The organism is Pseudomonas sp. URMO17WK12:I11 (assembly GCF_007677725.1).
Classification (GTDB): Bacteria; Pseudomonadota; Gammaproteobacteria; order Pseudomonadales; family Pseudomonadaceae; genus Aquipseudomonas.
In genome coordinates, this window is record NZ_VEDF01000001.1 from 491,135 (window position 1) to 514,531 (window position 23,397).

Here is a 23,397-nt window from a genome sequence, read left to right on the forward strand (position 1 = left end):
CCTTAGCGGGCGCGGTGGCGCCCGTCCAGTTGCTGGTCGACCAGTGCTCGGCCGTGGGCCAGCGACACGTGCTGGGCATTGTCCAGGTCGGAGAAGAACTTCATCGGCATCGACATGCGCCTGCTGACATGACCCTGCGGATCGGTGATCAGACAGCCAGCGGCATAGGGCAGGGGGGAATCGGGATGGGGCATCACGCTGGCAGTGATGATGTGGTCGCGGTATTCACAGTGAAGAGATTGCATCGTCCTTACCTCGCTGTGGTGGGTAAAGCCATAACCTTGATATACCACAGCAGGGGGCCGGCGAAACCCGGCCCGACGAGCGTACCCAGGGGTGATCAGCCCTCGAGTGCGGCCGGCTGGATCACTTCGACCCAATAACCGTCCGGGTCTTTGATGAAGGCCAGGTGGTTCATGCGCCCGTCTTGCAGACGCTTCTGGAAGGGCACGCCCAGCGCCTCGAAACGGGCGCACGCCTCGCGCACGTCCGGCACCGATACGCAGATGTGGCCGAAGCCGCGCGGGTCGGTGTTGCCGTTGTGGTAGACGACCTCAGGGTCGTTCTCGCTGCCGTGGTTGTGGGTCAGTTCCAGTACGCCTGGGATCGACTTCATCCACTGATGGCGCGCGGCGTCATCGGCGGGGATCTGCGCCAGGTCGACCAGCGCCAGGAAGTACAGGCTGAAGGCCGCATCCGGGAAGTCGCGCTTGTCGACGACGCGAAAGCCCAGCACGCGGGTATAGAAGTCCAGCGATTTCTCGATGTCCTTGACCCGCAGCATGGTGTGGTTGAACACGAACTGGGCGGTGGCGGCGTCAGGCTGCGCGGTGACACCAGGCAGGGTTTGCAGATCATGCAGGCTCATAGGAACTCCAATAGCGAAGCTGGCAAGCGGTTGCCAGCGCAACAAACAAGCAGACCATGATACGGCAGTGAAGATTCAGCGCAAATGAAAGCGCCCTGCTCTTGAAGGAGCAGGGCGCTGGAATTAGAGGCCCGCATGTGCGGGCGCGTGATGGGGTCGCTAGTCCGTTAGCTGGTTCGATAGTGCGCGCGGCGGTGTGAAAAAAGTGTGAAGCGCTTGTTGATGTTTCATCCGCGCAGCCAACTGTCTACCGTGCTGGCGCCGTATTGCTCTTTCCAGGCCTTCAGGCCCCGGTGATTACCCCCTTTGGTTTCGATTTTTTCGCCGGTATGCGGGTTTTCGTAGACTTTCACCACGCGCGCCCGACGCTGTTGTTTGGGCGCACTCGCTTTACCCCGTGATGGCGTCTTGGGGTCGAGCAGCGCGACAATATCACGCAGGCCCTTGTCATAGGTTTTCATCAACCCAACCAGCTTCTGCTCGAATTCAATTTCCCGTTTGAGGCCGGCGTCCTTTTTTAACGCCTCCAGTTGCGCCATCTGTTCTTGAAGCGCTTTTTCGGCGGCGCGAAACTCTGCAAGTCTGGACACTGTCATCACTCCTTAACGTCTTCAGCGGCAGGGCGCAACGCAACTGTCAGGCACTTGGCGCCGGCCACGCGGTTTAAACATCAGTCCACTGACTTCGAGTGTAGTCAGCCCATGGCATTCGGCAAACAGCTAACTTTGATTAACTAATTCGGGAACTTTCTGCTGTTGCCCGTGCTGTCCACTTCGCTCATTGAATTGATCCATGCGGCGCTGTCAATTGCCGGGCGCGATGGCCTCGCTCAGCTATAACTTCACCATCATCCTCGTTTCATAAGCGACCGTGTAATGAAAACCTTGCTGTTGATCGGAATCGGTCCCGGCGACCCACGCCAGATCACCCTCGAAGCACTCGATGCCTTGCGCCACGCCTCGGTGTTTTTCGTACTGGACAAGGGCACTGACAAAGACGCGTTGCTGCACCTGCGCAAAAACATGCTCCAACGCCACTGCCCGCAGGGCAACTACCGGCTGGTCCAAGTTGCCGACCCGCAGCGCGACGCCGATGCGCCCGACTATAAGGCCGCGGTTCATCAGTGGCATTCCCAACGGGCCAGGTTGTATGCGCGGCTGATCGATGAAGAACTGGGCAGTGACGACACCGGAGCCTTCTTGTTGTGGGGCGACCCCTGTCTGTACGACAGCACGTTGCGCATTCTCGACCTGGTGCGTGAGGCTGGCGTCGCGATGACTGTAGAAGTGATTCCCGGCATCAGCAGCCTACAGGCCCTGGCGGCCAGGCATCAGGTGCCGCTGAACCGCGTGAGCGAGCCGCTGACCGTGCTGCCGGGGCGACACCTGACAGCCCATGGGCAGCTAGACAACGTGGTAGTCATGCTCGATGGCCAATGCAGGTTTGCAGCGCTGCACGACCCGGCGCTGCACATCTACTGGGGCGCCTACCTGGGCACTGAGCACGAGGTGCTGATCGCCGGGCCGTTGCAGGCAGTCAAGGCCCGGATACTTGAAGTGCGCGAGCGTGAGCGGCTACGCAGGGGGTGGATCATGGATATCTATTTGCTGCGCAGGACTGTCTAGCTGGCCATGCGTTGGCCAACATGAAACATCTCAGGGTTTGCCGAGAATGCGGTAAACCGTGTCGCGCAGTTCATCGATGCTGAACGGTTTGCCGATCAAGTGCATGCCCTCCGGCACCACCACATTTTCCGCATAGCCGCTGGCGAACAGGATCGGCAGCGAAGGGCGCACTGCCCGTGCTTCGCCAGCCAGTTGGTCGCCGCGCATGTCAGGCAGGCCCACGTCGGTTACCATCAGGGCCAGGTGCTGCTCGGGATCGTTGAGAATCCTGAGCGCAGCAGCGGCGTTCTCCGCTTCGATGGTGGCGTAGCCCAAGTCGTCGAGCACTTCGACCATCAGCATCCGTACGATGTCGTCGTCTTCGACTACTAGAAGGTGCATGGGTTGATTTCCTGTTATTGAAGGCATGTCCCTATCTGTGCGCCAGACAGAGAAAGAAGTTCCCGAGGATACCGATTGTGCAATCTCGATGGAACGATTCGCACGGCATACCTTCAAATACTGGCTAAATGCCCTGCCGGTACTGTGCGCAGCCGGTTAGACTCGGCGGTTGACCGCTGAGTACAGCGGTAGATAACAACAAGGCGGTGGCCGCCACTCTTTTTCAATGGACTTTTCGCGCGGGCGTTTTCGAATGATTCAAGCAGCCTCAATGGACCAGCAGAGCTTTCGCAAGCTGTTGAGCCGCAACATTGGCCTTCCCTTGGGGGTAGGCCTGCTCGGCGCCGTGGCGTTCGTCGCGGTCATCAATTACTTGCTGTCAGCCATGCAATGGGTCGAGCACACCGACCGGGTAATCGGCAACGCCAACGAAACGGTGAAGCTGTCGATCGACATGGAAACCGGCATGCGCGGTTTTCTCATTACCGGCGACGAGCGCTTTCTCGATCCCTACGAGGTGGCCAAGCCACGTATCCTGGCAAGCCTGAAGAGCTTGCGCGAAATGGTCGAAGACAACCCGCAGCAGCTCGACCGCATCGACCGCCTGGTCGCCCTGCAAGGCGCCTGGAACGATTTTGGCAGCGAGATGATCGAGCAGCGACGCAACGGCGGCGATTACCGTCAGTCCGTCATCAATGGTCGCGGCAAGCGCATCACCGACGAAATTCGCAAAGAGTTCGACGACCTGATCGGCAGCGAACAGCAACTGCGCATGGCCCGAAATGAAAAGGTCAGTTCGGTCACCGTCACCGCCATCAGTGTATTCGTGCTGTTCATCGTCGGCCTCAGCGCCATGCTGGCGTACCTGGGCCGCCGCGATCTCCTGGCGCTCTCTGACAGCTACACGGCCAACCTGCAGGCGCAACAGCGCTCGGCCGAGCGTCTCGAGCACCAGGCCTGGCTGCGCAATGGCCAGACCCGCCTGGCCGAACAGGTGCTGGGGCAACTGACCCTGACCATGCTCGGCGACAAGATCCTGCGCTTCTTCGCCGGCTACTTGGGCAGCGTGGTCGGCGCCTTGTACGTGCGTGACGACCACGGGCGCCTGGTGCGCGTGGCCAGCTACGGCCTGGACGCGGCCGAGCAGGCGCGCACCCAAGTGCTCGGCGAGCACGACGGCCTGCTGGCGCAAGTGGTGCGGGAAAACCGCCTGCTGCGTCTGGATGACCTGCCTCAGGACTATTACCACCTCAGCTCCGGGCTCGGCAGCGGGCTGCCGCGCAGCGCTCTGTTGATGCCGACCAGCGACGATGGACAGATCAACGGCGTGATCGAACTGGGCTTCCTGCGCCCCTTGCAGGAGCGCGACGACGAGCTCATGCAGCGCATTGGCGAAAACCTCGGTATCTCGGTAGAGAGTGCGCGAAATCGCCAGCGCCTGCAGGAAGTACTGGCCGAAACCCAGCAACTCAATGAAGAGTTGCAGGTCCAGCAGGAAGAACTCAAGACCGCCAACGAAGAGCTCGAAGAGCAATCGCGGGTGCTCAAGGAATCCCAGGCGCACCTGGAGACCCAACAGGCCGAACTTGAGCAGACCAACGAGCAGCTGTCCGAGCGCACCGACGCCCTGAACCGCAAGAACGACGAGCTCAGCCAGGCCCAGCAAGAGTTGCAGGCGCGTGCCGATGACTTGCAGCGCTCGAGCAAATACAAGTCCGAATTCCTCGCCAACATGTCCCACGAGCTGCGCACGCCGCTCAACAGCTCGCTGATCCTGGCCAAGCTGCTGGCCGAGAATGGCGAAGGCAACCTCAGCGCCGAGCAGGTCAAGTTTGCCGAGTCGATCTACTCAGCCGGCAACGACTTGCTGAACCTGATCAACGATATTCTCGACATCGCCAAGGTCGAGGCCGGCAAGCTCGAGGTGCGTCCGGAAACCACCCAGCTGGCGCGTCTGGTCGAGGGCCTGCGTGGGATGTTCCTGCCACTGGCCGAGCAGAAGGGCCTGGGCTTCGATGTCAGCGTCGCACCCACGGTGCCGGCCACCTTGTTCACTGACCGTCAGCGCCTGGAGCAGATCCTCAAGAACCTGTTGTCCAACGCCTTCAAGTTCACCGAACACGGCAAGGTCAGCCTGGACATCGGTTACCGGGCCGACAGCGGCATCATTTTTTCGGTGCGCGACAGCGGCATTGGCATCGCCGCCGACCAGCAACAGGCGATCTTCGGCGCCTTCCACCAGGTCGATGGCACCAGCAACCGCCGCTATGGCGGCACCGGCCTGGGCCTGTCGATCTCGCGCGACCTGGCGCTCCTGCTGGGGGGGCAGATCAGCGTGCAGAGCACCCCAGGCCAGGGCAGTGTGTTCAGCCTGACCTTGCCTGAGCGCTACGAGTCGCAGGACCAGGATATCGAGCCTGTAAGCTTGCGCCCTGCAGTCGACAGCTTGCCTGCGCCGCGCGTGCCTGCCTTGCCAGCGACGAGCAAGAGCCCTGGGCCAACCTTCGCCGATGATCGTGAGCGTGCCCCATTCGACAATCGTTGCATCCTGGTGATCGAAGACGAGCCCAACTTCGCTCGCATCCTCTTCGACCTGGCCCACGAGCTGGGCTACAACTGCCTGGTCGCCCATGGCGCCGACGAAGGCTTCGAGCTGGCCGCGCAATACCTGCCTGACGCGATTCTGCTGGACATGCGCTTGCCCGATCATTCCGGCCTGACTGTATTGCAGCGCCTCAAGGAGCAGGCCAGCACCCGGCACATCCCGGTGCACATCATTTCGGTGGAAGACCGGGTCGAGGCGGCCATGCACATGGGCGCGGTGGGTTATGCGGTGAAACCGACCAGCCGCGAACAGCTCAAGGAAGTCTTCGCTCGCCTGGAATCCAAGCTGACCCAGAAACTCAAGCACATCCTGCTGGTCGAGGACGATGACCTGCAGCGTGAGAGCATTGCGCGCCTGATCGGCGACGACGACATCGAGATCACCGCCGTGGCCCTGGCCCAGGATGCCCTGGCGCTGCTGCGCGAGAACATCTACGACTGCATGATCATCGACCTCAAGTTGCCGGACATGCTCGGCAACGAGCTGCTCAAGCGCATGACCGCCGAGGACATCCGCGCCTTCCCGCCGGTGATCGTCTACACCGGGCGCAACCTCACCCGCGAGGAAGAAACCGACCTGCTCAAGTATTCGCGTTCGATCATCATCAAGGGCGCGCGCTCGCCAGAGCGTCTGCTCGACGAAGTGACACTGTTCCTGCACAAGGTCGAATCGCAGTTGTCCCATGAACGTCAGCGCATGCTCAAGACCGCACGCAGCCGCGACAAGGTGTTCGAGGGGCGCAAGATCCTGCTGGTGGATGACGATGTGCGCAACATCTTCGCCCTGACCAGTGCCCTGGAGCACAAGGGCGCCATCGTCGAGATCGGCCGCAACGGCCGCGAGGCCATCGAGCGCCTGGAACAGCATGAAGATATCGACCTGGTGTTGATGGACGTGATGATGCCGGAGATGGACGGTTTCGAAGCGACCCGCCTGATCCGTCAGCAGCCGCGCTGGCGCAAGCTGCCGATCATTGCCGTCACCGCCAAGGCGATGAAAGACGACCAGCACCGCTGCCTGCAAGCGGGCGCCAATGATTACCTGGCCAAACCGATCGACCTGGACCGCTTGTTCTCGTTGATCCGCGTCTGGCTGCCGCAACTGGAGCGAATTTGATTAGCGAGCGCAACACCGACATCGAGATCCGGCTGCTGATCGAGGCGATCTACCTCAAGTACAGCTACGATTTCCGCAACTACTCCGGCGCTTCGATCAAGCGCCGGATACTTCATGCCCTGCGACAGTTCGACTGCCAGACCGTTTCGGCCTTGCAGGAGCGGGTATTGCATGACCCGGGCATGTTCATGCAACTGCTGCAGTACCTGACGATTCCGGTGAGCGAGATGTTTCGCGACCCCAGCCACTTCCTGGCGCTGCGTCGAGAGGTGGTGCCGCTGCTGCGCACCTGGCCGTCGATCAAGGTGTGGATCGCCGGTTGCAGCACTGGGGAGGAGGTGTATTCGATGGCCATCCTGCTGCGTGAAGAAGGCCTGCTCGAGCGCGCCATCATCTATGCGACCGACATCAACCCGCATTCGCTGGACCGTGCCAAGCAAGGCATCTATACCCTGCAGAGCATGCGTGGGTACGAGGAAAACTATCGCCTGGCCGGTGGCCGTCGTGATTTCTCCGATTACTACACCGCCGCCTATGGCAACGCCATCATGGACAGCAGCCTGCGTGAGAACGTGACTTTCGCCGACCACAGCCTGGCCACCGACAGCGTGTTCTCCGAGACGCAGCTGATCTCGTGCCGCAACGTGCTGATCTACTTCAACAAGGAGCTGCAGGACCGGGCCTTCGGGCTGTTTCATGAGTCCTTGTGCCACCGCGGTTTCCTGGTCCTGGGCAGCAAGGAATCGGTGGATTTTTCAGCGTACAGCGAGCGTTTCCAGCCGCTGGTCAAGCCTGAACGGATCTTTCGTAAATCATGAACGGTATCCAGGCGGTGGTCATTGGCGCCTCGGCAGGCGGCGTCACGGCGCTGTCCACCGTGCTCGGCGCGCTGCCAGCGAACTTCAGCATTCCGGTGCTGTGCGTGCTGCACCTGCCCGACGATCGCCACAGCCAGTTGGCCGAAGTGCTGCAGCGCCGCGTACGGCGCCCGGTGCGCCAGGCCTGTGACAAGGAACCGATTACCGCTGGACAGATCTATGTAGCCGGGCCGGGCTACCACCTGTCGGTCGAAGCGGACTTCAGCCTGTCACTGAGCCAGGAGGAGCCGGTGCATTTTTCCCGCCCAGCCATCGATTTTCTGTTCACCTCGGCGGCCGATGCCTATGGCCGCGCATTGCTCGGCGTATTGCTCACCGGTGCCAACGAAGACGGTGCCCAAGGGCTTGCCTACATCAAGAACAGCGGCGGCCGGACTGTGGTCCAGGACCCCCGCGACGCACAGGTGGCGCTGATGCCGGAGGCCGCGTTGGCCCTGCATCAGCCTGACCTTATCCTTTCTCTTAGCGGTATCGGGCAGTTGCTCGCTACCCTGGAATCCAGCGAATGCTAAGCCATACCACCGCCAAACTGCTGATCGTCGACGACCTGCCGGAAAACCTGCTGGCGCTCGACGCGCTGATACAAGGCGATGACCGTGAAGTGCATCAGGCCCAGTCGGCCGAAGCGGCATTGTCGCTGCTGCTCGAGCATGAGTTCGCGTTGGCCATCCTCGACGTGCAGATGCCTGGGATGAATGGCTTCGAGCTGGCCGAGCTGATGCGCGGCACGGAGAAGACGCGTCATATCCCGATCGTCTTCGTCACCGCTGCCGGGCGAGAAATGAACTACGCATTCAAAGGCTATGAAAGTGGTGCGGTGGACTTCCTGTACAAGCCGCTCGACACCTTGGCGGTCAAGAGCAAGGTGTCGGTGTTCGTCGACCTGTACCGTCAGCGCAAGGTCCTCGACCGGCAATTGCAGGCGCTCGAACGCAGCCGCCAGGAGCAGGAGCTGCTGCTGGGGCAGTTGCAGCTGGCACGCGGCGAGCTGGAGCACGCGGTGCGCATGCGCGATGACTTCATGTCGATCGTCTCCCATGAGGTGCGCACACCGCTCAACGGGCTGATCCTGGAAACCCAGTTGCGCAAGATGCACCTGTCGCGCGGCAACCTCGAGGCGTTCAGTGCCGACAAGCTGCAGGCCATGGTCGAGCGCGACGAGCGGCAGATCAACAGCCTGATCCGCCTGATCGAAGACATGCTCGATGTCTCGCGCATTCGCACCGGTAAACTGTCGTTGCGGCCCAAGGTCTTCGATCTCAGTCAGCTGGTGCGCGGCCTGGTGGAAAACTTCAGCGCGCAGGCGGCGACATTGGACACCTGTATCGAGCTGCAACGCTGCGAAACACTCCAGGGCCTGTGGGATGAATTTCGGATTGAACAAGTACTGGCCAACCTGCTGTCCAACGCATTGCGTTACGGTGAACACAAGCCCGTGCATGTCAGGGTCTTCGGCCAGGACGGCATGGCGTGGGTACAGGTGCAAGACCATGGGATCGGAATCAGTGCCAGCAACCAGCAGCGCATCTTCCAGCAGTTCGAACGGGTCGCTACCCAGCAGAGCAGTGCCGGGCTTGGGCTGGGTCTGTATATTTCCGAGCAGATCGTGCAAGCGCACGGCGGGCGGATTCACGTCGAGAGCGAAGTGGGGCAGGGCTCGACCTTCAGTCTGCTGTTGCCCTTGGCAGGCGTCACCGAACAAAACGACCAGCTGCGGGCAACCTCCGTCTAAGGCTGGGGTCAGATGGCCAACTGTATGAATTTCAAGGCGTTATCATGAGTGAAGATGCACAAGATGTGGTGTTGGTGGTCGAGGATGAACCGGCGATCCGGATGATCCTGCGCGATTACCTGGCGGGTGAGGGCTACCATGTATTGGTGGCAGAAGACGGTGAGCAGGCCTTCGCCATCCTGGCGAGCAAACCGCACCTGGACTTGATGGTGACCGATTTTCGCCTGCCCGGCGGCATTTCCGGGGTGGAAATCGCCGAGCCTGCGGTGAAGCTGCGTCCGGATCTGAAGGTGATCTTCATCAGCGGCTACCCGGCGGAGATCCTTGAGTCCGGTAGCCCGATCGCGCGCAAGGCGCCGATCCTGGCCAAGCCGTTCGATCTCGACACCCTGCACGAGCAGATCCAGACCTTGCTGCGCTGAAGCGCAAGCAGGGCTGGAGCTGGCTGATCAGTAGCTGAAGAAGCCGCGCCCGCTCTTGCGTCCCAGCCAGCCGGCGTCGACCATTTCCTTGAGCAGCGGGGCAGGGCGGTACTTGCTGTCGTCGAAGCCTTGATGAAACGCCTGCATGATCGCCAGCAAGGTGTCCAGGCCAATCAGGTCGGCCAAGGCCAGCGGCCCGATCGGTTGATTGCAGCCCAGGCGCATGCCGGTGTCGATGTCCTGCGCACTGGCCAGACCTTCCTGCAGCACGAAAATCGCTTCGTTGATCATCGGTACCAGAATTCGGTTAACCACGAACCCTGGCCGGTTGCCTGCGCTGATCGGGGTCTTGCCGAGCTTCTCGGTCAGCAGCAAGGCCTGGGCATAGGTGCTGTCGCAGGTCTGCAAGCCGCGGATGATCTCGACCAGCGCCATCATCGGCACCGGATTGAAGAAATGCACGCCAATGAAGCGCTGTGGCTGCTCGATGGCCGCTGCCAACTGCGTTACCGATAACGATGAGGTATTGGTGGCGATGATGCATTCGGCGCTGACGTTGGCAGCCACTTGCTGCAGGATGCGCTGCTTGAGTGCCAGGTTTTCGCTGGCCGCCTCGATCACCAACTGGGCACTGTGCAGTTGTGCGTAGTCGGTGCTGGTGCGGATCCGGGTCTTCGCGGCAGTGGCGCGCTCGGCGTCCAGTGTCCCTTTGCCGACCTGGCGCTCGAGGTTCTTGCCCAGGGTCGCCAGGCCGCGCTCCAAGGCAGCCTCACTCACGTCGACCACCAGCACCTGGTAGCCCGCTACCGCGCACACCTGGGCAATGCCGTTGCCCATGGTACCCGCGCCGATGACCGCGATGTGTTCGATGCTCATGTTTCAGTCCTCAGACCCGCTCGAAGATCACGGCAATGCCCTGGCCGCCGCCGATGCACATGGTGGCCAGCGCGTAGCGGCCCTGGACGCGTTGCAGTTCATGAATGGCCTTGGTGGCGATGATCGCGCCAGTGGCACCTACCGGATGGCCCAGCGAAATGCCCGAGCCGTTCGGGTTGACCTTTTCTGGGTCGAAGCCGAGCTCGCGGGCCACGGCGCATGCCTGCGCCGCGAACGCTTCGTTGGACTCGATCACGTCCAGGTCGCTGACCTTCAGCCCTGCCTTGTCGAGGGCCTTGCGGCTCGCCGGAATCGGGCCCAGGCCCATCAGCGCCGGTTCAACCCCGGCATGGGCATAGGCCACCAGCCGCGCCAGGGGCTTGAGGCCCAGCCGTTGCACGGCCTCGCCGCTGGCCAGCACCAGCCCGGCAGCACCGTCGTTGATGCCGCTGGCATTGCCGGCAGTGACGGTGCCGTCTTTCTTGAACACTGTCTTCATGCCTGCCAACTGCTCGGCGGTCACATCGCCGCGCACGTGCTCGTCCACGGCGAAGTGCACGGTGCCTTTACGGGTCTTGAGTTCCAGCGGCACGATCTGGCTGTCGAAACGGCCTTCGGCCTGGGCGCGAGCGGCGCGGCGCTGGCTGATCAGCGCCAGCTCGTCTTGCATCTGGCGGCTGATGCCTTGGCTGGCCGCGACGTTTTCGGCGGTGATGCCCATGTGGAAGTGTTCGAAGGGGTCTTGCAACACGCCGACGGTGTAGTCGATGCCTTGCAGATCACCCATGCGCGCGCCCCAACGTGCCTGCGGCAGCAGGTACGGGCCGCGGCTCATGGATTCGGCACCGGCGGCGAGCGCCACCTCGGCATCACCCAGCAGCAGGCACTGCGCGGCAGAAACGATGGCTTGCAGGCCGGAGCCGCACAGGCGGTTGACGTTGAAGGCCGGGGTTTCCTTGGGGATGCCCGCATTCATCGCGGCCACACGCGACAGGTAAGCATCGCGTGGTTCAGTGGGAATCACGTTGGCCATCACCACGTGGCCGATTTGCTCGGCGGCCACGCCCGATCGCTCGATGGCGGCGCGCGTCGCGGCCGTGGCGAGATCTGCCAGAGGCAGATCCTTGAGTGAACCGCCAAAACCACCGATGGCGGTTCGTACGGCACTGACGATGTAGATTTCTGCGCGGCTCATGAGGGCTCCAGAGACGAAGGCGTGGCGGGGACCGGGCCGGCTCTGCGAGAATGCCCGGCGATCCGGATGTGGGCTTGAGTCTAGGCAAACCCATCAAGCCAGCCTATGCCGGATCTGTTCAGTCAACCTGGCGTTTTTTGCCACTCAGCATAGACAGAAGCCTGCCATGCGCGATAGCGATTCGGTCGCGGTGTATTTTCTCGATGCCATGCTGCATGCGCTGCGCGAGCAGCCTGAAGCGCGCGACGCCCGTTTGCGCGGCGTCGGCATAGACCCGGCCCTGCTCGGACAGGCCCAGGCGCGGGTGCCGGCCAAGGCCTTCGCGCGCCTGTGGCTGGACATGATCTGGGCGTTGGACGATGAGTTCTTTCACCTGGACAGCCATGGCATGCCACTGGGCAGCTTTGCCTTGATCTGCCGCGGCTTGATCCACGAGCCGAACCTGGAGAAAGCGCTGCGCCAGTGCCTGAACAGTTTTGCCCTGTTCCTGCGCGATTTGCGCGGCACCTTGACGCTGCGCGGCTCACGCGCGGTGATCAGCCTGCAGTCGGTGATTGCCGACCCACTGCAGCGGGTGTATGCCGAGGAAACCTACCTGATTCTGGTGATCGGACTGCTGTGCTGGCTGGCCGGGCAGCGTGTCGTCATCCACCGCACCGAGCTGGCAGTGGCCCGCCCGGCCCAGGACGACGACGCCTTGCTCTGGGGCCCGGACCTGCGATTGGGCAGCGGGCGTACCGAAGTCGAACTCGACAGCGCCTGGCTGCGCCTGCCGGTGGTTCAGGACGTGGCAGGGCTCAAGACCTTCCTGCGCAGCGCGCCCCAAGGGTTGGTGATCCGCGTTCGCAACCCGCTTGGGCGCGCTGCCCAAATCTACCGACAGCTGCGGGCTTGCCCCCATGGGCATTGGCCAACCCTGTCGGCGCTTGCCCAGCAGCAGGGCATCAGCACCAGCACGTTGCGGCGGCAGCTCGAGCGCGAAGGGCGTTCGTACCAGCAGATCAAGGATGAGGTGCGCCGCGCGCAAGCCTTCGAGCACCTGCGTGAAGGGTGCCTGAGCATTGCTGAGATCGCCACCCAGGCCGGGTTCCAGGAGCCCAGTGCCTTTCACCGGGCGTTCAAGAAGTGGACCGGGCAGAGTCCTGGAACCTACCGTGCCCGGCTGATCAACCTTGAGACCCGGTAACCGGTTGCTTCAATCCGCAAGCTCGGCAGCCAAGGCCTTGACCCGTTGCAGATCACCCTTGGCCACCTTGCTCACACGTGTCCCGTATTCGGCATCGGCCTTGTAGAGGAACGAGAGCATGATGTGCTTGCTTTGGTCATCGGCAACTGCCAGTGACTGACCGAAGCTGTTGACCAGGTCGCGCTGCTCGTCTTTCGAGTAAGCGCGATACAGGTCGCCTGCCTGCTTGAAATCTTGCGTGCGGGTGATGACACGTTGCTCGGTAGTGCCTGCCAGGGGCAACTGGCTGTAGCGAGCGCTGTCGGTGGTGACCCGCGGTTGCAGGCGGCTTGGCTGGTAGTTGACCATGTCGCGGCTGCGGTTGGGGTTGAGCGCCCCGTCCTGATTGCCGTTGTTGACAGCCGCCCGTGGCTGGTTGATCGGCAGGTTGGCCGCGTTGGCACCGACCCGATACATCTGGGTGTCGGCATAGGCGAACAGCCGACCTTGCAGCAGGCGGTCCTCGGAAGGCTCGATACCCTTGATCAGGTTGGAGGGCGCCAGCGCGACTTGCTCGACCTCCTGGAAGACATTGCCGACATTGCGCGTGAGCACCATCTGCCCGACCCGGCGCTCCGGCACATCCGGCCACACCTTGGTGGCATCCAGTGGGTCGAAGTCGAAGGCAGGCAGTTGCTCAGGGCGCAGGGTCTGGATGTACAGGTCCCACTTGGGGAAGTCGCCGCGCTCGATGGCCGTGACCAGGTCCTCGGTCATGTGGCTGAAGGTTTTACCTTGGATACGCTCGACCGCCTTGGGGTCGAGGTTTTCCCGGCCTTGCAGGCTTTTCCAGCGGAATTTGACGTAGGTCGCGTCGCCCTGGGCATTGATGAACTTGTAGGCATGCACGCTGTTGCCGTCCATGTGCCGATAGCTCTTGGGGGTGCCTTCGTTGGAGTACAGCAACGTCAGCGTGCGCGTGGCTTCGGGCATGTGCGAGAACAGGTCGAAGCGCCGTGCATCATTGCCCAGGTTGGTGCGCGGGTCAGGCTTGAACGCGTGGACCATGTCAGGGAACTTGATGGCATCGCGAATGAAGAAGGTCGGGAAGTTATTGCCGACCAGGTCCCAGTTTCCCGTGGTGGTGTAGAAGCGCGTGGCAAAGCCTCGTGGATCACGTAGCGTCTCCGGCGAATGCAGGCCATGCACCACCGAGGAGAAACGTACGAAGACCGGGGTTTTTTCCCCGGGCGTGAACAGCGGCGCGACGGTCAGTGGGGACAAGTCTGCAGAGGCTGTGAACTCGCCATGTGCGCCGGTACCGCGTGCATGCACCACGCGTTCGGGCACGCGTTCACGGTCAAAACGCTGCAGCTTCTGGATCAATTGCACGTCTTGCAGCAACACCGGCCCCGTTGCACCGGCAGTCTGGGAATGCTGGTTGTCGCCAACGGCAGCACCGTTGTCGCGGGTCAGCGGTGAGGCGAACAACGCAGGGCTGGCGAGGACAGCTGTACAAAGTAGCGTCAGCGCTGCTTGGCGTGGGCGGATCGAGAGCATGGCGATGGCACTCATCTCAGGGAAGGAGTGCCGATGCTAGTCAGCTTGGGCGGATACCACAGTCAGGAGAGTCGGCGCCTGGTGTACGACTTTTCCTTGCGGTGCGGTCCGACGCGCAGCGTGGCGCACTGAATGGCTCGCTCAGAGATTGCAATCGTTCAGCGCCAGGCTCTGGCGCAACTGCTCGACCAGCGCCACCCGCAGCGTTTCCGGAGCCGTCACTCGGATCGACCCGGCCTGGGACAGCAGCCAGCTCATCAATGCCCGGCTGTCTTCGACCGTGGCCGCCAGCAGTGCACCGCTGTCGGCGTAGGGTGCCAGCTGCTGGTTGTCGGCCAGCGGCTGGCGTTGCAGTTGGCGCGCAAGACCATCGTCGACCCACGCCTGCAGCTCGATCGCAGGCGACGGCGTGAGGGTATCGGGCTGCAGTTGCTGCGCCTCGTCCAGGCTTAGCCCCGGCTGCCAGTACCAGCCATACGGCGTGCCTTTGTTGTTGCAGCGCAACGTGAACAGACTTGCCAGCTCGACCAGGTCGCGCTCGACCGTGCGCTTGCTGGTGGCATGCCCCAGCTTGGCCAGCGCGGCGCGCAGTTGGGTCGAGCTCATGCCTGGATGGCGATCGGGCAAGAGTTTGAGCAGCTGCCACTGGCGAGCAATGGTATGGCGGGTCGGATGGCTGGGCACTGGGCTTCGTCCTTGAAACCAGGCACAAGCGACGTGCGAGGTGATGGCAATTGGCTACTGTCGTAGCATACTCCAACCCTCGATCGGATCCAAGTTTCCCGAGCGCATCAGCAAGCGCTAACCGATGGCGTGCTCCAGACACTGTTGCAACGCTTCGATAAATACGTTTTCAGCGCGGCTAAAGCGCTGCTCCTTGTTCCACAACAGGTGAATATCGACATCGGCAATGCCTTCACGAGGCGGCAGTTTCCACAGCAGCCCCGCTGCCACATCCGGCGCGACCACGTGTTCAGGCAGGCAACCGATGCCGAACCCGGCGATCACCAGCCGCCGTACTTCTTCCAGGCTGGGCGAGGAAGCCACGATGCGCCCGGAAAAACCTTGTTGGTCACGGAATATGGTCAGCGGTGACAACATGCCGCCGATCTGGTCGCTGGTGAAGCTGACGAAGTTTTCCCGTTGCAGATCGCCCTCGGCCTGACCGAACAGAGCGTGATGCTTGCCGCAGAAAAACGCATAGCGCTGGCGCAGAAACAGCCGTTGTTCCAGTCGCGGCTGGGCCCGGCGGTTCAGGCTCAGGCCTGCGGTCGCGGTTTTTTCCTGCAAGGCGGCGACGATGTCGGAGCTGCGCATCACGTCGATCTCAAGATCGACCCGCGGGTGTTGCCGGTGAAAATCGGCAAGAAAGTCATCGAAACGCTCGCTGACGATGCGGCTGATCATCAACAGCCGGACCTTGCCCACCACTTCATCGGCCGGATGTTCCAGCAGGCCGCCAATTTGCGACATCTGCCCATACACCTCACCCGCCAACCGAAACAGCTGCTCGCCCATGTCGGTGAGCACGAAGCGGGGGCCGCGTCGGGCGATGAGTTGGCGGCCGAGTTGTTCCTCCAGGCGTTTGAGCGCCTGGCTCACTGCCGGTTGGGTCAAATGCAGGCGGGCGGCGGCGCGGCTGATCGACAGCTCCTGGCCAATGACGCGAAAGGTGCGCAGCAGGTTCCAGTCCAGGCGATCGTTGAGCAAGCGGTCGGACATGATCGACTCGATAATAAGCAAGGCTAATAGTGCGAATAATAAATAGAAAATTGACTAATCATAGCCCTCGGTCGAAAAATCACCCCTAGGCACCCCCAGAGTGCCACCGTGATCTTCAACTCCTGCCAGAACAACAAGCAAAGGAGCTACCATGAAGCCGCTCGCTTCGCCCCAGTCTCAGCCGCGTCGTGCCGCTGCTGCCGCCTTCATCGGCACCATGATCGAATGGTACGACTTCTATATCTACGCCACCGCCGCCGCCTTGGTGTTCGGCGCGTTGTTCTTCCCGTCCGACAACAGCCTGTTCAGCACCATGGCCGCCTTCGGCACCTTCGCCGTGGGCTTCTTCGCCCGGCCGTTGGGTGGCATCATCTTTGGCCACATGGGTGATCGCATCGGCCGCAAGAAGTCGTTGGTGATCACGCTGTTGATGATGGGTATCGTCACCGTCTGCATCGGCCTGCTGCCGACCTATGCACAGATCGGCGCAGCGGCGCCGGTGCTGCTGATCCTCCTGCGGGTGGTCCAGGGCATTGCGGTGGGCGGTGAGTGGGGCGGGGCGGTGCTGATGGCCGGCGAGCATGCGCCCAAGGGACGGCGTAATTTCTTCGCCTCGTTCGCGCAATTGGGCAGCCCGGCTGGTTTGATCCTGTCGCTGTTGGCCTTTGGCGCGGTCACCCGCCTGCCCGAAGAGGCATTGATGAGCTGGGGCTGGCGCGTGCCGTTTCTGGCCAGCGCGTTGCTGCTGCTGGTGGGCCTGGCGATTCGCCTGGGGGTCAACGAGTCGCCGGAGTTCATCGCCAGCCGCGAGCAGGCGGCCAAGGCCCAGCGCAAGGAGCAAGCGCCAGTGATGGAGGTGCTGCGCAGCGCCTGGCGCCCGCTGTTGCTGTGCATCGGCGCTAACACCCTGGGTATCGCCGGAGTCTATTTCACCAACACCTTCATGATCAGCTACACCACGCAGCAGTTGCAGCTCGAGCGCTCGCTGATCCTTGAGTGCCTGTTCTTCGTGGCGTTCATCCAGTTCTGCGTGCAGCCACTGGCCGCATGGCTGTCGGAGAAGCTCGGTGCCACCCGCTTCCTGGCCCTGGTCGCGCTGTTGGCAATGGCTTCGCCCTATCCGATGTTCGTGCTGGTCAGCACCGGCGAAGGTCCGTTGATCGTGCTCGGCATCGCCTTGGCTGCGGCCTGCATGGCAGCGTTCTATGCGGTGATCGCCGGCTACGTGAGCGGCATGTTCGAGACACGGGTCAGGTACACCGCGATATCCCTGGCCTACCAGGTCTGTGGCGCCATCGCCGGCGGCCTGACACCGCTGATCGGCACCTGGCTTGCACACACCTTCACCGGTCAGTGGTGGCCCATGGCCGTGTTCTACAGCGTGATCGCCATGACCTCGCTGCTCTGCGTGCTCGCCCTGGCGCGCCAGTATGCCCACAGCCAGCGCCTGGAAATGGCGCGATGATTTCTCAGCTTCTGGAGTATCCACACATGTTGAAGAGCAATGGTGATCGCCTGTGGGCGAGCCTGATGGCAATGGCCGAAATCGGCGCCACCGCCCGCGGTGGCAGTTGCCGACTGGCCCTGAGCGATGAGGACAAGGCCGGGCGCGAACTGTTCAGCCACTGGTGCCGCGAGGCCGGCCTGACGCTGAGCGTGGATGCCATTGGCAACCTGTTCGCCCGCCGCCCAGGGACCGATGCGCAAGCGGCGCCGGTGATGATCGGCAGCCACCTCGACACCCAGCCCGAGGGCGGTCGTTTCGATGGCGTCTATGGGGTGCTGGCCGGTCTTGAGGTGGTGCGCCGCCTCAATGAGCTGGATATCCGTACCCGCAAGCCGCTGGAACTCGCAGTCTGGACCAACGAGGAGGGCGCACGCTTCACCCCCGCGATGTTCGGCTCGGCGGTGTTCACCGGTAGCCTGGGCCTGGATCAGGCCTTGGCGATCCGTGACGCGGCTGGCCTGAGCGTTGCCGATGAACTCAAGCGCACCGGCTTTGCCGGGCAACGCCCGCTGGGCGGCGCGGTCGATGCGTATTTCGAGGCGCATATCGAGCAGGGGCCAATCCTTGAAGACAACGCCAAGGCCATTGGCGTGGTCAGTGGCGGCCAGGCCATCCGCTGGCTGGATGTGACGGTCGAAGGCATGGCCGCCCACGCCGGCACCACGCCGATGCCGCTGCGCAAGGACGCCCTGTATGGCGCTGCGCGGATGATCCAGGCCGTTGAGCAACTGGCGGCGGACTTTGCCCCGCAAGGCCTGACCACCGTCGGTGAGCTGAGCATCGCCAAGTCGTCGCGCAACACCATTCCAGGGGTACTGCGGTTTACCGTGGACCTGCGCCACCACCGCGATGACGCCATCGAGGCCATGGAGCGCGACCTGGGTCTGAAGCTCCAGGCTATCGCCAAGCAGCGCGGCCTGCAGGTGCGCATCGAACGTCACTGGGTGAGCCCGGCGACGCCGTTCGATGCCGACTGCGTAGCGGCCGTGCAGCAGGCCGTGGACGGACTCGGCTATGCCCAGCAATCCATCGTCAGCGGCGCCGGCCACGACGCCATCCTGCTGGCCCGTTATTGCCCGACCGCCATGGTGTTCATCCCGTGCGTAGGCGGGCTGAGCCACAACGAAGCCGAAGACGTACTGCCCGAGGATGCCCGCCAGGGTGTCGATGTCTTGCTTAACGCGGTGCTGGCCCGCGCCGGCCACGTCGCACAAGGAGAAGCCTGATGCGTTGCTATTTCCATCCCGAACAGCTGCTGCATCATCCGCGCAGCTACTACTCGCGCGGCGCCATGCGCACCCCGCAAGAGGTCCCAGAGCGTGCCCAGCAGCTGCTGCAAGCGGCGCAACGGCTTGGCATGGATATCCGCCAGCCGGGCGATGCCGGCCTGGCGCCGCTCAAGGCGGTGCATGGCGAGGCCTACCTGGCGTTTCTCGAACAGGCGCACACGCGCTGGAAAGCAGTACCCGAAGACTGGGGCGACGAGGTCATGTCGAACATCTTCGTGCGTGAGCCTAACGCGCTGCGCGGCATCCTCGCCCAGGCCGCGCGCTACCTGGCCGATGGCAGCTGCCCCGTCGGTGAGCACACCTGGCGATCGGCCTACTGGTCGGCGCAGAGCGCGCAGGCCGCCGCCCAGGCCGTGATCGATGGGGCGCCAGCGGCCTACGCGCTGAGTCGCCCGCCGGGCCATCATGCGCGCGTCGAGGCGGCCGGCGGCTTTTGTTACCTGAACAACGCCGCCGTTGCAGCGCAGACCCTGCGCAGCCGCTACGGCCGGGTGGCGATCCTCGACACCGACATGCACCACGGCCAGGGCATCCAGGAGATCTTCTACGAACGCAACGACGTGCTGTACGTTTCGACCCATGGTGACCCGACCAATTTCTACCCCGCCGTAGCGGGATTCGAAGACGAGCGCGGCAGCGGCGCCGGTGCAGGGTACAACCTCAACCTGCCGATGGCCCATGGCGCCAGTGAGGCGGACTTCATGGCCAAGCTGGAGGTGGCCTTGGCTGCCGTGAAGAACTTCGGCGCCGACGCGTTGGTGCTGTCGTTAGGCTTCGATATCTACGAGCTCGATCCGCAAAGCAAGGTGGCGGTGACCACCGCAGGCTTCGCCGCCTTGGGCGAGCGGATCCGAGCGCTGCGCTTGCCGTGTGTCATCGTGCAGGAGGGTGGGTATCACCTGGAGAGCTTGCAGGACAATGCACGGGCGTTTTTTGCGGACCTGGGGGACTGGCGCTAGGGTCGATGGCAGGTGCGGTAAGGCTAACGCCTCGTTGTCCTGGCTGGCCACGGTCTGGCCACGGTTTCAGCGTCGCACATGCTTGACCAGCACCTTCTCCAACAATTCCCACATCGCCGGATCGGTACTGAATGCCACGTTGAAGCGCATCCAGCCGGTGGCCTTGGCATCGACCATGAACAACTGCCCGGGGCCGAGCATGATGCCTTGCTCCAGCGCGTCGTCCAGCAACGCTGCGCTGTCCGGAATCGCCGGGTGGCGGGTCCAGATGTACATGCCTTCGTCGGACTCGATGAACAGCTCGAAGCCCAGCCGATGCAAGTGTCGGCCGACCTGCTGATGGGCTTCGGCCAGGCGCTGGCGCAGGCGTTTGAGGTGTTTGCGCCAGCGACCATCGATGATCGCGGCGTATACCACCCGCTCCATGACCTGCGAGGTGGTCAGGCCCGAACGCATTTTCAGCTGCAGCAGCTTCTGCGCCAACGCCGGGTTGGCCAGCAGGTAGCCGACCCGGACATTGGGCGAGATGCTCTTGGAATAACTGCCGACGTACACCACTTGCTGCAGGTGATCGAGGCTGGCCAGGCACGGTTGCGGCTCGGCGACCATGTCGGCGTACAGGTTGTTTTCTACCAGCCGCACGCCATGCTGGCTGGCCAGTTGCAACAGCCGATGCAACTGCGCCAATGGCGTGCGTGAGCAGGTCGGGCTGTGCAGGTGCGGCTGGGTGAAAAACGCTGTCGGGCGCTGGTGCGCCAACAGCTGCTCAAGGTGGTTGAGGTCGTAGCCGTTGGGCGTGCGCGGCACGCCGATCAAGGTGGCGCCCTGGGTGCGCAGGATGCTCATCAGGTTCGGATAGCCAGGGTCGTCCACCAGCACCACATCACCTGGGCGCACCAGGGTGCGCACGGCCAGGTCCAGGGCCTGACTGGCGCCATGGGTGAGCATCAACTGCGCCGGGTTGCAGACGATCGACAGCTCCTGCTGCAAGTTCTGCGCGGTCAGCGCGCGCAGCTCCGGCAACCCCATCGGATCACCATAACCGGACAGCTCCAACGGGCTGCCCGCGACTTGACGCAGGCCGCGGCGCAGGCCGTCTTCGTACATCCAGTCGTTGGGCAACCAGCCGCAGCCTGGTTTGAACGGCAGCTGGCGGGTCTCGAAGATCTGCTGCAGGTACCACTCGGAATTGAACGTCGGGCGACCGCTGTCGGATTCGCTGGCTTGATTGTCCAGCAACTCGCCCGCCGCGCGGTTGACGAAGAACCCGGCATTGCCCTTGCTCACCAACAACCCTTGGGCAACCAAACGGTCGTACGCCTCGACCACAGTGAAGGTGCTCACCGAATAGGTCGCGGCGAAAGCGCGTATAGACGGAACCTTGGCGCCAGGTTTGAGGGTCTGGTTGTCGATCAGCTCACGCAGCCCGTCGATGATCTGATTGACCAACGGCGTCGGCGAGTCTGGGTGTAATTCAAGCATTCGGGGCCTTCAGGAGTGCGTGACGGCAAGCGCCAGCGAGGTGTATTGCATCGGCGACCTGTACAGTGCAGTGCGAGATTCATGCCACTGTGCATGGCTCTCTACGTCGGACATTTTTACATTAGGTGTCGGATATCGCCACACAAAGCATGTTCAGTTCGTCCCAGGGGCCTACCTGGGGCGCGTCAGCAGGCCGCCATGGAAGGCCTGCGTGTGCTGCGCACACCATCCTGCCCGCATTAGCACTGATGTACAGGTGAAACCGAGAGCCATCGGGGTTTCACAGTTTTCCTTGGATAAAAAGAAGCACGGGGTACACAACTGATGGACGCAACATCCACATCCACCACCGCGAAAGGCGAGCACGAGAGCAAGCTCAGTGCCTCGCTCAAGTCGCGCCACCTGACGATGATGTCGATCGCCGGGGTCATCGGCGGCGCCTTGTTCGTCGGTTCCGGCAGCGTGATTCACAGCGCCGGTCCAGCAGCGGTGCTGGCCTATCTGGCTGGCGGCATCCTGGTGGTGCTGATCATGCGCATGCTCGGCGAAATGGCCACGTCATCGCCTGACACCGGCTCGTTTTCTACCTACGCCGACCGCGCCATCGGCCGCTGGGCCGGCTTCACCATCGGCTGGCTGTACTGGTGGTACTGGGTCATCCTGATGGCCTGGGAAGCCTATGTGGCGGGCAAGATCCTCCACGGATTCTTCCCGGACGTGAGCGTCAATGTGTTCGTGCTGGCCACGACCCTGCTGCTGATCACCGTCAACTTCTTCAACGTCAAGCACTACGGCGAGTTCGAATTCTGGTTCGCGCTGATCAAGGTGGTGGCGATCGTCTGCTTCCTGGTGGTGTGTACCGCCGCAGTCATGAACATCTGGCAGTTCGGTGAAGTGCGCGGCATGACTCACCTGACCGCCGAAGGCTTCATGCCCAACGGCATCACCACGGTGATCGGCGCGCTGCTGGGGGTGATGTTCGCCTTCCTGGGCGCGGAGATCGTCACCATCGCAGCGTCCGAAGCCAAGGACCCGGCCACCCAGATCGTCAAGGCCACCAATTCGGTGGTGTGGCGCGTGTGCCTGTTCTATGTCGGCTCGATCTTCCTGATCGTCTGCCTGGTGCCATGGAACGACCCGCAGTTGGGCGTTTCCGGCTACGGTGCCTACCGTCGCACCTTGGAACTGCTGGGCGTGCCGCACGCCGAGCTGCTGATGAACTTCGTGGTGCTGACCTCGGTAAGCAGCTGCTTGATCTCCGGCCACTACACTGCCTCGCGCATGCTGTTCTCGCTGGCCCAGCGCGGCGATGCGCCGTCGTTCTTCAAGATTACCCGCGCCGGTACCGGCGTCCCGGTATTTGCCATCATCGGCTCGTGCGCCGTGGCGGTCGTCTGTGCGCTGATCAACTTCAGCGAGACCCTGCGCCCGAAAGACGTGCTCGACACCTTGATGAACACCACCGGCATGATCGCCTTGCTGGTGTACCTGGTGATCGCCTTCTCGCAGCTGCGCATGCGTCGCAAGCTGATTGCCGAAGGCAAGGAAGTGCGCCTGAAGATGTGGCTGTTCCCGTGGCTGACCTACCTGGTGATCGGCTTCATCGTCGCAGCGCTGGTGACCATGGCGTTCATGCCTGATTATCAGATCCTGGTGATCTCCACCGGCATCGCCGCGGGCATCGTGGTGGCCATGGGTGTGGTGCATCAGATGCGCAGCGCCAAGCGCCTGCACTGATCGATCGCGCCAGGCATCATTTGCTTGTGGAAGCGGCCGGCTCCTTCGAGGAGCCGGCCGTTTCGCGTTGTGGCGCCGGGTGTTTTTCCGCGGGCATGTGGAAACCCTGGTTCATCCAGGGCGAGCCGAGCAGGACGGCGGCGGCGATCAGCGCCAGGATGGCCAAGGCCAGGGAGATTTTCACGGGCATGCGCATGAACGACTGACTTCGCGCATGGATGGACAGTTCCAGTTGATCCATGCTTATGCTCACTCATCGCCCGCCAAAGGAGCCGCCC

22 protein-coding genes are annotated in these 23,397 nt (G+C 62.7%); 11 read left to right on the forward strand and 11 right to left on the reverse strand.

Features of this window, described 5'->3' with window-relative positions; translation table 11 throughout:
* Window positions 1-2: 2 nt before the first annotated feature.
* The 3 genes from FS665_RS02505 to FS665_RS02515 form a co-directional block, all read right to left on the reverse strand.
* Complete coding sequence (locus FS665_RS02505; RefSeq protein ID WP_145182866.1) at window positions 3-245, reverse strand: hypothetical protein; 243 nt, start codon at window positions 243-245, stop codon at window positions 3-5.
* 95 nt (window positions 246-340) lie between these two features.
* Window positions 341-868 (reverse strand): lactoylglutathione lyase, encoded by a 528-nt coding sequence (gene gloA / locus FS665_RS02510; protein ID WP_145182869.1) that lies wholly within the window; start codon window positions 866-868, stop codon window positions 341-343.
* A gap of 227 nt (window positions 869-1,095) precedes the next feature.
* Window positions 1,096-1,458 carry a histone-like nucleoid-structuring protein, MvaT/MvaU family gene (locus FS665_RS02515; RefSeq protein WP_145182872.1) on the reverse strand — a complete coding sequence of 121 codons (363 nt, stop codon included), beginning with the start codon at window positions 1,456-1,458 and terminating at the stop codon, window positions 1,096-1,098.
* Window positions 1,459-1,743: 285 nt separating this feature from the next.
* On the opposite strand from FS665_RS02515, the gene cobF reads away from it, so the two are divergent.
* Entirely contained in the window at window positions 1,744-2,493 is a 750-nt protein-coding gene (gene cobF / locus FS665_RS02520; protein ID WP_145182875.1) for a precorrin-6A synthase (deacetylating), read from the forward strand.
* 30 nt (window positions 2,494-2,523) lie between these two features.
* On the opposite strand, the gene FS665_RS02525 is transcribed toward cobF, so the two are convergent.
* Entirely contained in the window at window positions 2,524-2,874 is a 351-nt protein-coding gene (locus FS665_RS02525) for a response regulator (protein ID WP_145182878.1), read from the reverse strand.
* A 253-nt stretch (window positions 2,875-3,127) separates the two neighbouring features.
* Here FS665_RS02525 and FS665_RS02530 point away from each other — a divergent pair, with 253 nt between their 5' ends.
* From FS665_RS02530 to FS665_RS02550, 5 genes are read left to right on the forward strand one after another with little or no spacing between them, the layout of a single operon-like run.
* Complete coding sequence (locus FS665_RS02530; RefSeq protein WP_145182881.1) at window positions 3,128-6,595, forward strand: response regulator; 3,468 nt, start codon at window positions 3,128-3,130, stop codon at window positions 6,593-6,595.
* Entirely contained in the window at window positions 6,592-7,413 is an 822-nt protein-coding gene (locus FS665_RS02535) for a protein-glutamate O-methyltransferase CheR (RefSeq protein WP_145182884.1), read from the forward strand. The genes FS665_RS02530 and FS665_RS02535 overlap by 4 nt, the downstream gene beginning before the upstream one ends.
* Window positions 7,410-7,985, forward strand: a complete 576-nt coding sequence (locus tag FS665_RS02540) for a chemotaxis protein CheB (RefSeq protein WP_145182887.1) — start codon at window positions 7,410-7,412, stop codon at window positions 7,983-7,985. The genes FS665_RS02535 and FS665_RS02540 overlap by 4 nt, the downstream gene beginning before the upstream one ends.
* On the forward strand, window positions 7,979-9,205 hold the full coding sequence (locus FS665_RS02545) for a hybrid sensor histidine kinase/response regulator (RefSeq protein WP_145182891.1): 1,227 nt from the start codon (window positions 7,979-7,981) through the stop codon (window positions 9,203-9,205). Before FS665_RS02540 ends, FS665_RS02545 begins: the two co-directional genes overlap by 7 nt.
* A 44-nt stretch (window positions 9,206-9,249) precedes the next feature.
* Window positions 9,250-9,627, forward strand: a complete 378-nt coding sequence (locus FS665_RS02550) for a response regulator (RefSeq protein WP_110699668.1) — start codon at window positions 9,250-9,252, stop codon at window positions 9,625-9,627.
* A gap of 27 nt (window positions 9,628-9,654) precedes the next feature.
* Here the strand turns inward: FS665_RS02550 and FS665_RS02555 are convergent, their stop codons facing one another.
* Window positions 9,655-10,503, reverse strand: a complete 849-nt coding sequence (locus FS665_RS02555; RefSeq protein WP_145182895.1) for a 3-hydroxybutyryl-CoA dehydrogenase — start codon at window positions 10,501-10,503, stop codon at window positions 9,655-9,657.
* A gap of 10 nt (window positions 10,504-10,513) precedes the next feature.
* Window positions 10,514-11,698 carry an acetyl-CoA C-acyltransferase family protein gene (locus FS665_RS02560; RefSeq protein WP_145182898.1) on the reverse strand — a complete coding sequence of 395 codons (1,185 nt, stop codon included), beginning with the start codon at window positions 11,696-11,698 and terminating at the stop codon, window positions 10,514-10,516.
* Between the two features lie 166 nt (window positions 11,699-11,864).
* Here FS665_RS02560 and FS665_RS02565 point away from each other — a divergent pair, with 166 nt between their 5' ends.
* Window positions 11,865-12,884, forward strand: a complete 1,020-nt coding sequence (locus tag FS665_RS02565; protein WP_145182901.1) for an AraC family transcriptional regulator — start codon at window positions 11,865-11,867, stop codon at window positions 12,882-12,884.
* Between the two features lie 9 nt (window positions 12,885-12,893).
* Here the strand turns inward: FS665_RS02565 and FS665_RS02570 are convergent, their stop codons facing one another.
* From FS665_RS02570 to FS665_RS02580, 3 genes are all read right to left on the reverse strand, one after another.
* Window positions 12,894-14,423, reverse strand: a complete 1,530-nt coding sequence (locus FS665_RS02570; RefSeq protein ID WP_145182903.1) for a catalase — start codon at window positions 14,421-14,423, stop codon at window positions 12,894-12,896.
* Window positions 14,424-14,564: 141 nt separating this feature from the next.
* Window positions 14,565-15,107, reverse strand: a complete 543-nt coding sequence (locus FS665_RS02575; protein ID WP_145182906.1) for a WYL domain-containing protein — start codon at window positions 15,105-15,107, stop codon at window positions 14,565-14,567.
* A gap of 117 nt (window positions 15,108-15,224) precedes the next feature.
* A complete protein-coding gene (locus tag FS665_RS02580) occupies window positions 15,225-16,145 on the reverse strand; it encodes a LysR family transcriptional regulator (RefSeq protein ID WP_145182908.1) in 921 nt (306 codons plus the stop codon).
* 151 nt (window positions 16,146-16,296) lie between these two features.
* On the opposite strand from FS665_RS02580, the gene FS665_RS02585 reads away from it, so the two are divergent.
* Genes FS665_RS02585 through FS665_RS02595 form a run of 3 tightly spaced genes read left to right on the forward strand, consistent with a single transcriptional unit; the run spans window position 16,297 to window position 19,900 of the window.
* Window positions 16,297-17,610 (forward strand): MFS transporter, encoded by a 1,314-nt coding sequence (locus FS665_RS02585; protein WP_145182911.1) that lies wholly within the window; start codon window positions 16,297-16,299, stop codon window positions 17,608-17,610.
* Between the two features lie 26 nt (window positions 17,611-17,636).
* Window positions 17,637-18,878: a Zn-dependent hydrolase gene (locus FS665_RS02590; RefSeq protein ID WP_145182914.1), complete on the forward strand. Its 1,242-nt coding sequence runs from the start codon at window positions 17,637-17,639 to the stop codon at window positions 18,876-18,878.
* The gene (locus FS665_RS02595; protein WP_145182917.1) at window positions 18,878-19,900 is read left to right on the forward strand and encodes a histone deacetylase family protein; all 1,023 of its coding nucleotides are present in this window, start codon (window positions 18,878-18,880) and stop codon (window positions 19,898-19,900) included. Before FS665_RS02590 ends, FS665_RS02595 begins: the two co-directional genes overlap by 1 nt.
* 66 nt (window positions 19,901-19,966) lie before the next feature.
* Here FS665_RS02595 and FS665_RS02600 read toward each other — a convergent pair whose 3' ends face one another.
* The gene (locus FS665_RS02600; RefSeq protein ID WP_145182919.1) at window positions 19,967-21,382 is read right to left on the reverse strand and encodes a PLP-dependent aminotransferase family protein; all 1,416 of its coding nucleotides are present in this window, start codon (window positions 21,380-21,382) and stop codon (window positions 19,967-19,969) included.
* 324 nt (window positions 21,383-21,706) lie between these two features.
* Here FS665_RS02600 and FS665_RS02605 point away from each other — a divergent pair, with 324 nt between their 5' ends.
* Entirely contained in the window at window positions 21,707-23,119 is a 1,413-nt protein-coding gene (locus FS665_RS02605; RefSeq protein WP_145182922.1) for an amino acid permease, read from the forward strand.
* A 16-nt stretch (window positions 23,120-23,135) separates the two neighbouring features.
* Here the strand turns inward: FS665_RS02605 and FS665_RS02610 are convergent, their stop codons facing one another.
* Window positions 23,136-23,315, reverse strand: coding sequence for a hypothetical protein (locus FS665_RS02610; RefSeq protein WP_145183353.1), 180 nt, complete (start codon window positions 23,313-23,315; stop codon window positions 23,136-23,138).
* Window positions 23,316-23,397: the final 82 nt, after the last annotated feature.